The organism is Paracoccus panacisoli (assembly GCF_042435015.1).
Lineage (GTDB): Bacteria > Pseudomonadota > Alphaproteobacteria > Rhodobacterales > Rhodobacteraceae > Paracoccus > Paracoccus panacisoli.
Genome location: NZ_JBHMQU010000022.1, coordinates 23,837 through 37,861 on the forward strand (window position 1 = coordinate 23,837; position 14,025 = coordinate 37,861).

Annotated in this window: 14 protein-coding genes; 10 read left to right on the forward strand and 4 right to left on the reverse strand. The window is 73.2% G+C overall.

What is annotated here, in order from left to right; genetic code table 11:
• The first annotated feature begins 152 nt into the window (after positions 1-152).
• From ruvC to ACFHYO_RS05630, 7 genes are all read left to right on the forward strand, one after another.
• Entirely contained in the window at positions 153-647 is a 495-nt protein-coding gene (ruvC, locus tag ACFHYO_RS05600) for a crossover junction endodeoxyribonuclease RuvC (RefSeq protein WP_036702760.1), read from the forward strand.
• 10 nt (positions 648-657) lie between these two features.
• On the forward strand, positions 658-1,341 hold the full coding sequence (ruvA, locus tag ACFHYO_RS05605; protein WP_394318953.1) for a Holliday junction branch migration protein RuvA: 684 nt from the start codon (positions 658-660) through the stop codon (positions 1,339-1,341).
• Between the two features lie 82 nt (positions 1,342-1,423).
• Positions 1,424-2,281 (forward strand): M48 family metalloprotease, encoded by an 858-nt coding sequence (locus ACFHYO_RS05610; RefSeq protein WP_394318955.1) that lies wholly within the window; start codon positions 1,424-1,426, stop codon positions 2,279-2,281.
• On the forward strand, positions 2,278-3,306 hold the full coding sequence (gene ruvB / locus ACFHYO_RS05615; RefSeq protein WP_168782567.1) for a Holliday junction branch migration DNA helicase RuvB: 1,029 nt from the start codon (positions 2,278-2,280) through the stop codon (positions 3,304-3,306). Before ACFHYO_RS05610 ends, ruvB begins: the two co-directional genes overlap by 4 nt.
• A gap of 6 nt (positions 3,307-3,312) precedes the next feature.
• Positions 3,313-3,729: a PaaI family thioesterase gene (locus tag ACFHYO_RS05620; RefSeq protein ID WP_394318957.1), complete on the forward strand. Its 417-nt coding sequence runs from the start codon at positions 3,313-3,315 to the stop codon at positions 3,727-3,729.
• Between the two features lie 399 nt (positions 3,730-4,128).
• Positions 4,129-4,281 (forward strand): hypothetical protein, encoded by a 153-nt coding sequence (locus ACFHYO_RS05625; RefSeq protein WP_394318959.1) that lies wholly within the window; start codon positions 4,129-4,131, stop codon positions 4,279-4,281.
• 548 nt (positions 4,282-4,829) lie between these two features.
• Positions 4,830-6,005: a pyridoxal-phosphate-dependent aminotransferase family protein gene (locus ACFHYO_RS05630; protein WP_394318960.1), complete on the forward strand. Its 1,176-nt coding sequence runs from the start codon at positions 4,830-4,832 to the stop codon at positions 6,003-6,005.
• A gap of 25 nt (positions 6,006-6,030) precedes the next feature.
• Here the strand turns inward: ACFHYO_RS05630 and copM are convergent, their stop codons facing one another.
• The 3 genes from copM to ACFHYO_RS05645 form a co-directional block, all read right to left on the reverse strand.
• Positions 6,031-6,588, reverse strand: coding sequence for a CopM family metallochaperone (gene copM, locus ACFHYO_RS05635; protein WP_394318962.1), 558 nt, complete (start codon positions 6,586-6,588; stop codon positions 6,031-6,033).
• An 80-nt stretch (positions 6,589-6,668) separates the two neighbouring features.
• The gene (locus ACFHYO_RS05640) at positions 6,669-7,529 is read right to left on the reverse strand and encodes a TIGR02186 family protein (RefSeq protein WP_394318964.1); all 861 of its coding nucleotides are present in this window, start codon (positions 7,527-7,529) and stop codon (positions 6,669-6,671) included.
• A complete protein-coding gene (locus ACFHYO_RS05645) occupies positions 7,526-8,443 on the reverse strand; it encodes a sulfite exporter TauE/SafE family protein (RefSeq protein WP_168782562.1) in 918 nt (305 codons plus the stop codon). Before ACFHYO_RS05645 ends, ACFHYO_RS05640 begins: the two co-directional genes overlap by 4 nt.
• A 172-nt stretch (positions 8,444-8,615) precedes the next feature.
• Between ACFHYO_RS05645 and surE the strand changes: the two genes are divergently transcribed.
• The 3 genes from surE (at position 8,616) to ACFHYO_RS05660 (ending at position 11,601) form a co-directional block, all read left to right on the forward strand.
• Positions 8,616-9,410: a 5'/3'-nucleotidase SurE gene (gene surE / locus ACFHYO_RS05650; protein ID WP_394318966.1), complete on the forward strand. Its 795-nt coding sequence runs from the start codon at positions 8,616-8,618 to the stop codon at positions 9,408-9,410.
• A 4-nt stretch (positions 9,411-9,414) separates the two neighbouring features.
• Positions 9,415-10,164, forward strand: a complete 750-nt coding sequence (locus ACFHYO_RS05655; protein WP_394318968.1) for a protein-L-isoaspartate(D-aspartate) O-methyltransferase — start codon at positions 9,415-9,417, stop codon at positions 10,162-10,164.
• 546 nt (positions 10,165-10,710) lie between these two features.
• On the forward strand, positions 10,711-11,601 hold the full coding sequence (locus tag ACFHYO_RS05660) for a peptidoglycan DD-metalloendopeptidase family protein (protein ID WP_394318970.1): 891 nt from the start codon (positions 10,711-10,713) through the stop codon (positions 11,599-11,601).
• A gap of 789 nt (positions 11,602-12,390) precedes the next feature.
• Here the strand turns inward: ACFHYO_RS05660 and ACFHYO_RS05665 are convergent.
• The gene (locus ACFHYO_RS05665) at positions 12,391-13,371 is read right to left on the reverse strand and encodes a hypothetical protein (protein ID WP_394318972.1); all 981 of its coding nucleotides are present in this window, start codon (positions 13,369-13,371) and stop codon (positions 12,391-12,393) included.
• Positions 13,372-14,025 lie beyond the last annotated feature (654 nt).

Below are 14,025 nucleotides of genomic sequence, written 5' to 3' on the forward strand. Positions count from 1 at the left end.
GGCCCCGTTTCCCAAGCGGGGCCATGGGTGTCAAGCAAACGGCGAAATGCCGCTAGGCGATGTTCGCGTTTCGTGCTAGCGGTTTGGAAAAACGCGGACGGCGCGCCGTTGGGCGGACCGGAACCGCCATGGTACGAGGTGAGGGATCGGGCATGAGGGTTCTGGGCATCGATCCCGGGCTGGTGAACATGGGCTGGGGGGTGATCGCGGTCGACGGCTCGCGCGTCACCCACATCGCCAACGGCATCGTGCGCTCGGGCGCCGACAGCCTCGCCGCCCGCCTGTGCGAGCTGCACCGCGGGCTGGTGGCGGTGATCGCGGCCCACGCGCCGGATGCGGCGGCGGTGGAACAGACCTTCGTCAACAAGGACGCGGTGGGGACGCTGAAGCTCGGGCAGGCCCGCGGCGTGGCGCTTCTGGCGCCGGCGCAGGCGGGGCTGACGGTCGGGGAATACGCCCCGAACGCGGTGAAGAAGGCCATCGTCGGCGTCGGCCACGCGCAGAAGCAGCAGGTCGAGCACATGGTGCGGCTGACGCTCCCCGGCGTGGCGCTGGCCGGGCCGGACGCGGCGGATGCGCTCGCCATCGCCATCTGCCACGCGCGCCACCTGCAGAGCCGGGTGCTCAGGATCAAGGTGGTCGCATGAGGGCCGCCCGATGATCGGCCGCATCGCCGGGGTGATCCTGCACCGCGCCCCCGACCACGTGCTGATCGACGTGCGCGGCGTAGGCTACATCGTCCATGTGAGCGAACGAACCGCCGCCAGCCTGCCGCGGGTGGGCGAGGCCGCCGCGCTCTATACCGACCTCGTGGTGCGCGAGGATCTGCTGCAACTCTTCGGCTTCCCGACGCTGCTCGAGAAGGAGTGGCACCGGCTTCTGACCTCGGTGCAGGGGATCGGGGCCAAGGCGTCGCTGGCGATCCTCGGGACGCTTGGGGCGGAAGGCGTGGGCCGCGCCATCGCGCTGGGCGACTGGGCGGCGGTCAGGAAGGCGCCGGGGGTGGGGCCGAAGCTCGCGCAGCGCGTGGTGCTGGAGCTGAAGGACCGCGCCCCGCAGGTCATCGCCATGGGCGGCGCGCTGACGGTGGACGCGGGGCTGGGCGATGCGGGCGCGGTGCTGGTCGAGCCCGACGCCACCCCCGCCCCGGCGCCCTCGCCCCGCACGGCGGCGCCCAGCTCGGCCGCCGCCTCGGCCGACGCGCTCTCGGCGTTGACCAACCTCGGCTACGGCCCCTCCGAGGCCGCCGCCGCGGTCGCCGAGGCCGCCGCCCGCGACCCCGCCGCCCCCACCCCCGCGCTGATCCGCGCCGCGCTGCGGGCGCTGGCGCCGAAGGAGTGACGCCGGATCGGCGCGCGCCGAAAGGGTTGCGCGCCCCCGAGGGTTGGGGCCTGATCGAGACCGGACCAAGGAGACGACGCGCATGAACGGCTACACCCGCACCTTCGTCCTCATGGCGGCGCTCACCGCGCTGGTGATGGGGCTCGGCTGGCTTCTGGGCGGGCAGGGCGGCGCGATCATGGCGCTGGTCTTTGCCGGGGCCACGAACCTCTGGGCGTGGTGGAACAGCGACAAGGCGGTGCTGCGCCAGCAGCAGGCGATCCCCGTGACCGAGGCGAACGGCGCCGAGCTGGCGGCGCTGGTGCGCGAACTGGCCGACCGCGCCGGGCTGCCGATGCCCGCGGTCTACATCCTGCCCGCCGAGCAGCCGAACGCCTTTGCCACCGGCCGCAACCCGCAGAACGCCGCCGTGGCGGTCTCGCAGGGGCTTCTGCGGACCCTCGACCGGGATGAGCTGGCCGGGGTGATCGCCCATGAGCTGGCCCATATCCGCCAGCGCGACACGCTGACCATGACGGTCACGGCGACGCTCGCCGGCGCCATCGCCATGCTCGGCAACATGATGATGTTCGCGGGCGGCCGCGACGGGCGCGGCGGCGGCATCGGCCGGCTGGTGGCGATGTTCGTCGCGCCGTTCGCCGCGGGGCTGGTTCAGATGGCGATCTCGCGCACCCGGGAATACGAGGCCGACCGCATCGGCGCCGAGATCTCGGGCCAGCCGCTCAAGCTCGCCTCGGCGCTGGCCAAGATCGCCAACGCCGCCGGGCGGACCGTGAACCTGCCGGCCGAGCGCAACCCCGCGTCGGCATCGATGTTCATCGTCAACCCGCTGGGGGCGCTCAAGATGGACGCCATGTTCGCCACCCACCCGCCGACCCAGGACCGCATCGACCGGCTGGCCGCGATGGCCGGCACCCGCACCCCCGGCGTCGTGCGGTGAGCCAGCCGGACCCCACCCTGCGCCCCGCGCCGATGGAGGGCGACGCCGAGGATCGCGCCCTGCGCCCGCAGAAGCTCGAGGAGTTCATCGGTCAGGCCGAGGCCCGCGCCAACCTGCGCGTCTTCATCGACAGCGCCCGGATGCGCGGGCAGGCGATGGACCACACGCTGTTCCACGGCCCCCCCGGCCTCGGCAAGACCACGCTCGCCCAGATCATGGCGCGCGAGCTGGGAGTGAACTTCAAGATGACATCCGGGCCGGTGCTGGCGCGGGCGGGCGATCTGGCCGCGATCCTGACCAACCTCGACGCCCGCGACGTGCTGTTCATCGACGAGATCCACCGCATGAACCCGGCGGTCGAGGAAATCCTCTACCCGGCGATGGAGGATTTCGAGCTGGACCTCGTGATCGGCGAGGGGCCGGCGGCGCGCACGGTGCGGATCGAGCTGCAACCCTTCACGCTGGTCGGCGCCACGACCCGGCTGGGGCTGCTGACCACGCCGCTGCGCGACCGCTTCGGCATCCCCACCCGGCTGCAGTTCTACACCGTCGAGGAGCTCGACCAGATCGTCGCCCGCGGCGCCCGGCTGATGGGCGTCCACGCCGATGCCGAGGGCACGCGCGAGATCGCGCGCCGCGCCCGCGGCACCCCGCGGATCGCCGGGCGGCTCTTGCGCCGGGTGGTGGATTTCGCGCTGGTCGAGGGCGACGGGCGGCTGGACCGGGCGCTCGCCGACCGGGCGCTGACGCGGCTGGGGGTCGACGACCTCGGGCTCGACGGCGCCGACCGGCGCTATCTGACGCTGATGGCCGAGCATTACGGCGGCGGTCCGGTCGGCGTGGAAACGCTTTCCGCGGCGCTGTCGGAAAGCCGCGACGCGATCGAGGAGGTGATCGAGCCCTATCTCCTCCAGCAGGGGCTGATCCAGCGGACGCCGCGCGGGCGGATGCTGGGGGCGACCGGCTGGCGGCATCTGGGGCTCGAGATGCCGCGCACGGCGCAGGCGGGATTGTTCGAGGAGTAGGGGGCGATGGACGCAATCGAGGCGCGGCTGCGCGCGAGTTTCGCACGGCAGACGATGATGACGACGCTGGGCGCCGAGATGGCGCGCGCCGCGGCCGGCGAGGTGGTGATCGCCGCGCCCATCGCGCCGCATCTCATGCAGCAGCAGGGGGCGGCGCACGCGGGGCTGGCGTTTTCCATCGGCGACAGCGCGGCGGGCTATGCGGCGCTCTCGGTCCTGCCCGAGGGGTCCGAGGTGGTCACGGTCGAGATGAAGATCAACCTGCTCGCCCCCGCGGTGGGCGCCCGGCTGGTGGCCGAGGGGCGGGTGATCAAGGCCGGCCGGCGGATCGTGGTGGTGGCGGCCGACGTCTGGGCCGAGGGGCCCGCAGGCCGCAAGCAGGTGGCGACGATGCTCGGGACGATGGTGCCGGTCGAGGCGTGACGTGCCTGCGCCCGTCGCGGGCGGGTTGGGGATTTGGGCCGGAAAGAAGGCTGACGCGGGCGTGCAGCGGGCGGGCTGGTGGGCAGCGGTGTCCGGGCTGACGGATGGGGCCGGGCCCGGCTGCGAGGACGGCTCCGCGTGTGGGGACCAGGCGCGTATGGGGCGAGGACCGCGTGCGGGGCAGGGGCCGTCTGCCGGGCAGGGGCCGGGGCCGCGATGGGTTGTTTGGCGCGAGGGCTGGCCAATAGTGCACTGAACGCTGTTGCCGCGGCCACTCCAAACGGCGGCAGGGGTTGCCCACTCGGTTGGCAATCGGTCTGCCGGCCTGCGACCGCGCGTCCGGTTGACGGGCGGGGCAGGGGCGGCGAGGGTGGGGCGGTCCGAAGCGAGGGCTGACCGATGCCGCACTGGCCGCTGGCGCTGCGCCTGATCCTGACTGCGGTGGTGTTCGTCGCCACGGCGGCCGCCTTTGCCACCGGGCAGATGCTGCTCGCGGTGGTGGGCGTCGTGGCCTGCGCCGTGGCGTTCCAGCGGATGTTCATGACGCTTTGAGCGGCGGCTGCGCCGTACCCCGCTGTTCACGCCGGCCGCGCACGGGTTTTGCAGCTCGGCCTTCACCCGCTGCACCGGGACGCCCGCGCGGTCGGCTTGGGGGTTGCCGACCCGGCGGCAGGTCGCCGGGACCAGCTTCAATGATGCCGATGCGGTAGCCCAGCGGTTGCCAGGGTTTGGCCGAATATCTCGATGCCCCGCCCCCGCCGAAATCGGACTCTGCGAGGCCCTGCTGACGAAGTGCACCGACCCGGAAAGGTCTGCGCCGATGCGGGCGCACCAGCCTGAGCGTCTCAATCCGGTTCGTCGCACGGCTTGCGTCCACCCCCGCTCACCATCGGCTGCCCCGAGCCGCGCGCGACGGGCGCGGCGGGCATCCACCGCATCGTGCGGGCTTTCCTGCAGGACACGCGTCGCGCAGTGCGTCGGCGCTGGCACGGGCGCCCTCCCAACCGCCTGCGACGTAAGCCTCACCGCCCCACTCTGGACGCCGCGGCGGGCGGGGCCTACCACTCGGGCGACGCTCCTCCCCCCGAAAGGTGCCCGCCATGAGCCTTGCCGCCGGCCGTCCCGTGCTTGCCATCCCCGGTCCCTCGCCGGTGCCCGACCGGGTGCTCCGGGCCATGCACCGGCCCTCGCCCGACATCTACGGCGGCGAGCTGGTCGGGCTGAACGAGGCGGCGATGGCGCAGCTCAAGCGGCTCGCCGGGACGCGGGCCAACGTCGCCCCCTACATCGGCAACGGCCACGCCGCGTGGGAAGCCGCGAACATCAACCTGCTCTCCCCCGGCGACCGGGCGCTGGTGCTCGTCTCGGGGCATTTCGGCCGCGCCTGGGCGGCGGTGGCCGAGGGGATCGGGGTCGAGGTCGAGATGATCGAGTCCGCGCCCTTCACCGCCCCCGATCCGCAGCGGGTGGCCGACCGGCTGGCCGCCGACCGCGAGGGGCGGGTCCGCGCCGTCCTCGTCTGCCAGGTGGACACCGCCAGCTCGGTGCGCGCCGACATCCCCGCGATCCGCGCGGCGATGGGCGACCACCCGGCGGCCTTGGCGGTGGACGCGATCGCCTCGCTCGGGTGCGAGGAGATGCGGATGGACGACTGGGGCATCGACGTGCTCGTCTCGGCCAGCCAGAAGGGGCTGATGGTGCCGCCGGGGCTGGCGTTCGTCTGGTTCTCGGACCGGGTGGCTGCGGGGTGGGGGCGGCCGACGCCCTACTGGAACTGGGGGCCGCGGGCGAACGCGCAGGAGCTGTGGCAGTTCTGGGGCGGCACGCCGCCGGTGCAGCACATCTACGGGCTGACCGAGGCGCTGGCCATGCTGCTCGACGACGAGGGGCTCGAGGCCGCGTGGGCGCGGCACGAGGCGCTGGCCACGGCGACCTGGGCGGCGCTCGACGCCTGGGGCGACGGGGGCGCCTGCCGGGCGCAGGTGGCCGATCCGGCGGCGCGGGGGCGGTCGGTGACTGCGGTGGCGCTGGCCGGGGCCGAGCGGCTGCGGCACTGGACCGAGGCCAACGCCGGGCTGACGCTCGGCATCGGCCTTGGCGCGGCCGAGCCCGCGGACGCGCTCAGGATCGCGCACATGGGCCACGTAAGCGCGCATATGCACCTCGGCACGCTGGCGAGCATCGAGGCCGGGATGCGCGCGCGGGGCCTGCCGCACGGCCCCAGCGGCACGGCGGCCGCCGCGGCCGAGATCGCCCGGCGCAGCGGCGCGCGCTGAGGCCGGGCGCGCCGCCCTTACGGCGTCAGTTCGACGGCGGGGTCGCGGGCTTCGGCTCGGGCGTCCCGGCGGGCGAGGGCGTGGGCGTCCCCGCAGGCGAGGGCGCCGGCGTGTTCCCGGCCTCGGCCTGCTCGGCGTCGGTGCGGGCGACCTCGGGGACGTTCTGCTTCAGCCACTCCTGCATCTCGGCGATCTCGCGCTCTTGCGCGGCGATGATCCCCTCGGACAGCTTGCGCAACTCGGGGTCCTTGCCGAATTGCAGCTGGATGCGGGCCATGTCGATGGCACCCTGGTGGTGCGGGATCATGCCGCGGACGAAATCCACGTCGGCATCGCCGGTCGGCGCGACCATCATCCCTTCGTGCATCGCCTCCATCGCCCGGGCGTAGGCGCGGGCGGCGTCGGTTTCAGCCGGGGCGGCGGCGGTGGTGGTAGCGGCGGCGGGGGCCGCGTGCCCGGCGTGGGGATCGGCGGGGGCGGCGGCGGGGGCGGTCTGCGCCAGCGCGGGCCACGCGAGCAGGCTCGCGGCGGCGCCGATCAGGGCCACGCGGCGGCGGGCGGCGGGGTGTTGCGGGCGGGTCATCTTGCACCTCGGGGTTGGATCAGGTTGCGGAACGGTAACGCCGCCGGGCCGGCTTGGGTGCCTCACGTTCCGGCGAGGCGTCACCCGCGCCGGATCGCCCGGAACGCCGCCGAGGCGAGCCAGCCCGCCGCCATCGCAATCGCCAGCGACATGAGCCCGTACCAGAACGGCTGCTCGATCGCCAAACGGTAGAGCCAGCGTTCCAAGCCCACCTTGCGGACCCGGATCGGAGCCTGGTCATAGTCGATCACCGCCCCGTCGCGGACGAGGAAGATGCGCGCCCGATAGTCGCCCTCGACGAGGTTCGAGGGCATCCGCACGTCGGCCCGGAACAGCGTGTCATCGACGATGTGCACCGCCCCCTCGTCCACGCGGTAGCGCCCCGAGGCCGTGCGCAGGTCCAGCAGCGCCTGGGTGAAGGGGGTGACGTTCTCGACCTCGGCCTCGGCCGACAGCGCCCGGATTGCCAGAGCGGGCGAGATGCGGAAGCGCGTGTCCTCGGCCGGATCGAGCAGCGCGGGCAGCGGCGCGCTGGTCGCCACGGCATAGAAATCCGGCGCCGCGGCGATCCTGAGCGACTGGGTGTTGATCCAGATCCCGGCGAGCCGCTCTTTCCGGCGCACGGTGACCTGCTGCGAGGGGCCCTCGACCGTCACGATGATGCCGACCGGCCCCGCCTGCGGGGGGGCGTCGCGGCGGATGGCGCCGAAGATCAGGATTTCCGAGCCGGTGAAGCTGGTGGTGATCGAGACCGCGTCCTGCGAGAGCCCGGTGACGATGCGTTCCGGCTCGGGCGCCCCGGGCTCGGTGGGCGCGGGGGCAGGTGCGGGCGCGGCGGGGGCCTCGGCCGGCGCCACCGCGGCGGGTTGCGTCTGCGCCCCGGCGCCGCCCGCCAGCAGCGCCAGCAGCACCCCCGCGGCCAGGGCGCGCGCGCCCCTCACGACCGCCCCGGCGCGATCGAGAACAGATGCTCGGGCGGCAGCGCCAGATCGATCGCCAGCCGCGCGCAGACGGCAAGCACCAGCAGCGCCAGCAGCACCCGCAGCTGCTCGGCCCTGAGCCGCGCGCCCAGATGGGTGCCGATCTGCGCCCCCACCACCCCGCCGACGATCAGCAGCACCGCCAGCATGATGTCGACGGTGTTCGAGCTGATGGCGTGCATCAGCGTGGTGAAGGCGCTGACTGCCGCGATCTGGAAGAGCGAGGTGCCGATCACGACCTTGGTCGGCATCCCCAGCAGATAGATCATCGCCGGGACCATGACGAAGCCGCCGCCCACCCCCATCACCGCGGCGAGCACGCCGACCGCCAGCCCCACGAGCAGTGGCGGGATGACCGAGATGTAGAGGCCCGAGGCGCGGAACTTCATCTTCCACGGCAGGCGGTGGACCCAGCTGTGCCGGTGCAGCCGCCGCCGCACCCCGCTGCGCTTGCGCGCGGCGAGCAGCGCCGACAGGCTCTCGCGCAGCATGGTCAGGCCGATGAGGCCCAGGAAGACGACGTAGCTCAGCTGCACGAACAGCTCGACCTGCCCGAGCCGCTGCAGAAGGTTGAAGACCAGCACCCCGAGCGCCGATCCGGCCACGCCCCCCACCAGCAGCACCAGACCCATGCGGATGTCCACGGTGTTGCGGCGCAGATGCGCCAGCACGCCGGAAAAGGACGAGGCGACCACCTGGTTCGCCCCGGTCGCCACGGCGATGGCCGGGGGGATGCCGATGAAGAACAGCAGCGGCGTGATCAGGAACCCGCCGCCGACCCCGAAGAGGCCGCTCATCAGCCCGACGATCCCGCCCAGCCCGACCAGCGTGAAGGCGTTCACCGAGACTTCGGCGATGGGAAGGAAGATCTGCATGACTGCCCGGCTTTTCCCCATCCTGACGCCGGGCGCGCACAGGGTCAAACCCCGAATGGGGCGTCCGGGCCGCGTGACGCGGCGCACGTGGCCCGGTTGCTTGCGCCAGACCGCGCCGGGGCGCTAAGCAAGTGACGGAACCGGGGGCAGGTCGCCTTTCGGCGGGGCTGTCATGCGCATACTCATCACCAACGACGACGGGATCAACGCGCCGGGGCTCGAGGCGCTGGCCGACATCGCCGCCGAGATCGCCGGCCCCGATGGCGAGGTCTGGACCGTCGCCCCGGCCTTCGAGCAGTCGGGGGTGGGGCACTGCATCAGCTACGCCCACCCGACGCTGATCGCCGAACTCGCCCCCCGCCGCTGGGCGGCCGAGGGCAGCCCGGCCGACTGCGTGCTCGCGGGCGTCGGCGACATCATGGCGGCGGCGCCGCCCGACCTGATCCTCTCGGGCGTCAACCGCGGCAACAACGCGGGCGAGAACGTCATGTACTCCGGCACCGTCGGCGGCGCGATGGAGGGGGCGTTGCAGGGCATCCGTTCGATCGCGCTGTCGCAGTATCTGGGCCCGGCGACCGCGCGGCTTGCGGACCCGTTCGAGAGCGCCCGGGTCCACGGCCCGGGGGTGATCCGAGCCCTGCTCGAGCGCGCGGACTGGGGCGAGGGCGAGGATTTCCCGCTCTTCTACAATGTGAACTTCCCCCCCGTCAGCGCTGCCGAGACCCGCGCCCCGCGGGCCACGACGCAGGGCCGGCGGCAGGGGGTGCGCTTTGCGGTCAAACCGCAGGTGGCGCCGAACGGGCGGCGGTTCCTCTGGGTCACGGGTGGCGGGCAGGACGCCCCCGCCGGTGCGGGCAGCGACGTCGAGGCGCTGCTCGGCGGGCATGTCGCCGTCACGGCAATGCGGCCCGACCTGACCTGCGCCGCCGCCACCGCGCGGCTCGGCGCGCTCTGGAACGGGGACTGAGGCGATGGCGCCGCGCCCCGGCCCGGGCAACGGTTTCGACGGCTCGGGCGAAGGGCCCGACGATGACATCGGCCACGGCCAGGGTGCGCCCGGGGCGTTCGGGCCGGACGCCGACGCGGACGCGGCCGAGCGGCAGATGCGCTTCGTCTTCCAGCTCCGCTCGCGCGGGGTGACCGACCCCCGTGTGCTGGCGGCGATGGAGCGGATCGACCGCGGCGCCTTCGTCCGCGGGCATTTCGAGGACCGCGCCTACGAGGACACGCCGCTGCCCATCGCCTGCGGCCAGACCATCAGCCAGCCGACGGTGGTCGGGCTGATGACCCAGGCGCTGAACCCGGGGCCGCGCGACACGGTCCTCGAGGTCGGGACCGGCTCGGGCTACCAGGCGGCGGTGCTGTCGGTGCTGTGTCGGCGGGTGCTGACCGTGGACCGCCACCGCCGGCTGGTGGTCGAGGCCGAGGCGCTGTTCCGCAGCCTGGGGCTGACCAACATCACCGCCCGGGTGGCGGATGGGTCGTTCGGGCTGCCCGAGCAGGCGCCGTTTGATCGCATCATGGTGACTGCCGCGGCCGAGGACCCGCCGGGGCCGCTGTTGTCGCAGCTCAAGGTCGGCGGTATCATGGTGGTGCCGGTCGGGCAGTCGGACGCGGTCCAGACCCTCATCCGCGTGACGCGGACCGAGACGGGCTTCGCCTATGACGAGATGCGGCAGGTGCGGTTCGTGCCGCTGGTCGAGGGGTTGGGACAGACATGACCCCCGCGAAACGAGGTTGGTGAGGGCAGGCAGATGGTCAGCACGAAAATGCCGCAGCCGCGTACGGCGGCGCGCGCCGATGTGACGGCTCTGGACGGGGGCCGGGGCGGAGTGGGCCTTGGTGCGGGGCGGGTTGGGTCAGGCTGTGAGGCGGGGGTGGAGCGCGGTGCGGTGCCTGTCGCTTCGGCTTTGGGGGCGCTGGCGGCTCTGGCGGTGCCGACGGTTCGAACCCCTTCCGCGCCCGCAGATGACGACGGCCGTCGAGTGATGCCGCTCCCCCAGCTTGCTCCGCATCACGCTGACGAAATCCCAGTGCTCCCGAGCGCGGTTGCTGGCATGGCCGGCGATGTAATCACCCCTCAGTCCGCTACCGTTCAGGTCGTCGAGCCCCTTTCCGGCCGCGTGATCCCGACCGCCCGGCGCGGTCTTGCGCTGGCCGCAGTGCTAGCGCTGGCGGCGTGTGCCCAGCCCGGCGCCCAGCCGGGGGCCCAGCCCGGCGCCGTGGGCGCGGGTCCGGCGAGCTCCGCCGCCGTGCCCGGCGTCGCCATGCCCCAGGTCGCCGTCCCGCGCGTGCAGATGCCGACGCTGCGCTGGCCCTTTGGCGGTGCCGCAGGCGCCGCGCCGGGCGCCGCCCCCGCCGCGGCCGGCACCCCGCAGGTCCGCGACCCCTTCGCCGGTCAGGGCGTGGCGCAGCCGGGCGTTCCCCCGGCCGCGGGAACCCGCGCGACGGCCGCGACGGCCAAGCCCGCGGCGAGCGCCCCGGCCGCCACCGCACCCGCGCGCACCCACACCGTCGTCGCCGGCGAGACCGGCTGGTCGGTGGCGCGCAAGTACGGCATCTCGATCCAGGACCTCGCCCGCGCCAACAACCTGCCCGAGACGATGTCGATCCGCGTCGGCCAGCGCCTCGCCATCCCCGCCGGCGGCACCACGGTCGCCGCCGCCGACGCCACGGCCCCGGGCGTCGGCTCGCCCACCCCGCTGCCGCCCTCGGCCGCCAAGCCCCTCCCGGCCGAGCGCACCCAGCCGGCGAGCACGCCTGCACCGCGCGGCGATGCCCCCGATCTCGGCAAGACCCGCACCGGCGCCTCGGGCAGCGGCAAGTTCGCCATGCCGGTCAATGGCTCGATCGTGCGCGCCTACAAGAAGGGCAGCAACGAGGGCATCGACATCTCGGCCCCCGCCGGCACGCCGGTCAAGGCCGCGGGCGGCGGTACGGTCGCCGCGATCACCCGCGACACCGATGGGGTGCCGATCGTCGTGGTGCGCCACGACGACGGGCTGATGACGGTCTACGCCGGGCTCGACAAGCTGTCGGTGGCCAAGGGTGACCCCGTCAAGCGCGGCCAGTCGATGGGCACCGCCCGCAACAGCGGCGTGGTCCACTTCGAGGTCCGCAAGGGCTTCGACAGCGTGGACCCCGAGGGGTATCTGTAGGCTGTAGGCTGTAGGCTGTAGGCTGTAGGCTGTAGGCTGTAGGCTGTAGGCTGTAGGCTTTGGCCTGTGGGCTGTGGGCTGTGGGCTGTGGGCTGTGGAGGCCGGGTCCTGGGCCCTGGACCTGGGGTTAGGCTTTAGGCTTCTCTCCCGGCTCCCGGCTCCCGGCTCCCGGCTCCCGGCTCCCGGCTCCCGGCTCCCGGCTCCCGGCTCCCGGCTCCCGGCTCTAGAGCTCTGGGCTGTAAGCTCTAGGCTCGCTCTCGGCGCTCGGTTGCGGGTTCCCGTCACCCCGGCGGGCACATGGTGCTCACTCGGTGCCCCCCCTTCTCCGCACTAGCACTCCCGTTTCGCACTCGTCATCCTCCTCAGCGCTGGTCGCGCCGCTCGGCGCAGACCGGCAGGCCGAGGCGCGCGTCCGCTGTGTTCTGAGGCGATAGTTCCGCGCGGAGTCGAGCCGCACTCCGTCTGACCCACGAGCAGAAGCCCCGAATAGCGCGCCAGCACCGCGGCCGCACTTAGGGGACCAAAAACCTGCGGGGCGTCGAGTGGTTCGCCAGCTAACGCACAGCCTAAGCCCGACGCAGTACGCCAGCCCCGCCGGTGCTCTCAGACCGCGAGGCCCAGCGCCTCATCCGAACCAGGCCACCGACCGATAGGCGAGGGCTTCGCCGACCCGATCGTTCGCCTAGTGCGCGTGCAATCGCAGTCCGACAACTGCGAAAAGCCGTCAGCGCCGCGCCGGGGTCGCGCCGAAGCCGCGTGCGGCATCAGCCTCGCCCCGACTGTGCTTTGTCAGCGGAGGTCGCGGCCGAAGGCCTCCGTCAACGCCGTGGCGAGTTCTTCGCGGACGACGCGCCGCAGTTCGGTGTCGATCTGCTGGCCGATCTCGCCGCGCATCTCGTCGCGGATCGCTTCGCGCAGCAGCTGGCGGAGGGGGTGGGCATCCATGGAGGGCTCCGGTTGGGCAGGGTTGGTCTGGTCTGTGGTCTGCTGCTCCGGCGTCACGGGCAATGCCGGAGTGGTTAGAGACGCGCAAGGTAGGTCCTGCACGGATAGCGGGTCGGGGCTGGTGGAGGTGAGGAGGCCGCTTGCCGAAGGCATTTGCGCTGAGAGAGGCGTCGCCGGTGCCAAGGGGCTACCGGGGTGCGGCTGAGCGGCTGCCAGAGGCTCGGCGGCAGGGGGGGGCGCTGCGGTGTAGTCGCCGATCGACTGTCCGTTCGGCCAAGCATCGGCAGGTTGCAGTGCGGACAAAGGCTGGACTTCGGCCCGCTCGACTCTGTGGTTGGTGACGTGCGCAGCGGCCAAAGGCTCGACGACCGTCAGCATCGGCGAAAGACGGGGACGGTCCGCGCCGGACGCCACCGGTGCGTGCTCGGCATGGGGTGACTGCGAACCGCGCTCACCGGTGCCCGGCACTGCGAGGGCGGGGGGGATCAGGGCGTCAGGGCCAAGGCGGAACGGGCTGTTGTTGCCTTGTGTCGCTTCCGGCGATGCCAGGCCGATGGCGCTGCCGAGGGGCGAGGCAGTCGTGCCGGGGGGCGGGGCGTCGGCATGTCGTTGGCTGGCGCTCTCGGGGTCTGGCGCGGCTGACAAGCGCGGATACGCGGAACCCGGTGCAGCCGACGCGTCGGCGCGGCGGGCGGTTGCCGCCAGCCGGGCGGTTTCGGCCATGCGGGCGGCGGCTGCCTCGACAGCCTCGGCGAGGGAGGAGGTGAGCGCCGCGGTGCGGGCTGGTGAAAGAGGTGGGTCGTTGGGCCGACCGGCTGGGGTCATGTCATCCGCCTCATTCGCTGCCGAGGCCGCCCCGGACGGTGCATTCGGGAGCGATGTCGCCATGGCCTTAGCGACAACAGGCGACGCGGACAGGGCTGCTGCTGTGGCTAGGGGCGCGTCGTGCAGTGGTGCAACGCGCGGTGCCGTGCTGGGCAGGGCTGCGCTGCTCCATGGATCGACGGGCGATGCGGCAACACACGACGTCCCGAAAGGCGATGCCGGCCCCGGGAAGGGCGCGACGGGGTGTGCGGCGGCGGGCGAAGCTGCGACGGGCGATGCGGTGTCAGGCGAGGCTGGGTCTGGCCGTGCATCACCGGGCGGTGCGAGATGAGACGCAGACGGCGGAGCGGGGTGAGACGCAGCAGCGAAAAGCGACGCGGAGGAGGGAGGCTCGGCTACGGCGGTTACTGCGGGGCGCGATTCTCCGTCGGGTGTCGCGGCGTGGTAGGATCTTGCCAAGGGCGAACCTCTGAGCGGCGATGCCCCGTCGGTCATAGCGGCGGCTGGTGCAGCAGCTGCGGGCGATGCACCGAGGGGCGACGCCGGCTCCGGCGCGGGCGAAGCTCCGAACGGCGTCGTCGAGGGCAACGCGGGCGATGCGCCAGCAGGCGCGGCCTCTGAGGACGATTGTGATCCTCGCGACGCCGCCGGCTG

Bases quoted from the DNA above. Each gene is read 5' to 3' on its own strand.
- ruvA (WP_394318953.1), top strand. From the start codon at position 658: ATGATCGGCCGCATCGCCGGGGTGATCCTGCACCGCGCCCCCGACCAC.
- ACFHYO_RS05620 (WP_394318957.1), top strand. From the start codon at position 3,313: ATGGACGCAATCGAGGCGCGGCTGCGCGCGAGTTTCGCACGGCAGACG.
- copM (WP_394318962.1), bottom strand. From the start codon at position 6,588: ATGACCCGCCCGCAACACCCCGCCGCCCGCCGCCGCGTGGCCCTGATC.
- surE (WP_394318966.1), top strand. From the start codon at position 8,616: ATGCGCATACTCATCACCAACGACGACGGGATCAACGCGCCGGGGCTC.
- ACFHYO_RS05660 (WP_394318970.1), top strand. From the start codon at position 10,711: ATGCCCCAGGTCGCCGTCCCGCGCGTGCAGATGCCGACGCTGCGCTGG.
- ruvC (WP_036702760.1), top strand. From the start codon at position 153: ATGAGGGTTCTGGGCATCGATCCCGGGCTGGTGAACATGGGCTGGGGG.
- ACFHYO_RS05645 (WP_168782562.1), bottom strand. From the start codon at position 8,443: ATGCAGATCTTCCTTCCCATCGCCGAAGTCTCGGTGAACGCCTTCACG.
- ACFHYO_RS05610 (WP_394318955.1), top strand. From the start codon at position 1,424: ATGAACGGCTACACCCGCACCTTCGTCCTCATGGCGGCGCTCACCGCG.
- ACFHYO_RS05625 (WP_394318959.1), top strand. From the start codon at position 4,129: ATGCCGCACTGGCCGCTGGCGCTGCGCCTGATCCTGACTGCGGTGGTG.
- ACFHYO_RS05630 (WP_394318960.1), top strand. From the start codon at position 4,830: ATGAGCCTTGCCGCCGGCCGTCCCGTGCTTGCCATCCCCGGTCCCTCG.
- ACFHYO_RS05665 (WP_394318972.1), bottom strand. From the start codon at position 13,371: ATGACCCCAGCCGGTCGGCCCAACGACCCACCTCTTTCACCAGCCCGC.
- ACFHYO_RS05655 (WP_394318968.1), top strand. From the start codon at position 9,415: ATGGCGCCGCGCCCCGGCCCGGGCAACGGTTTCGACGGCTCGGGCGAA.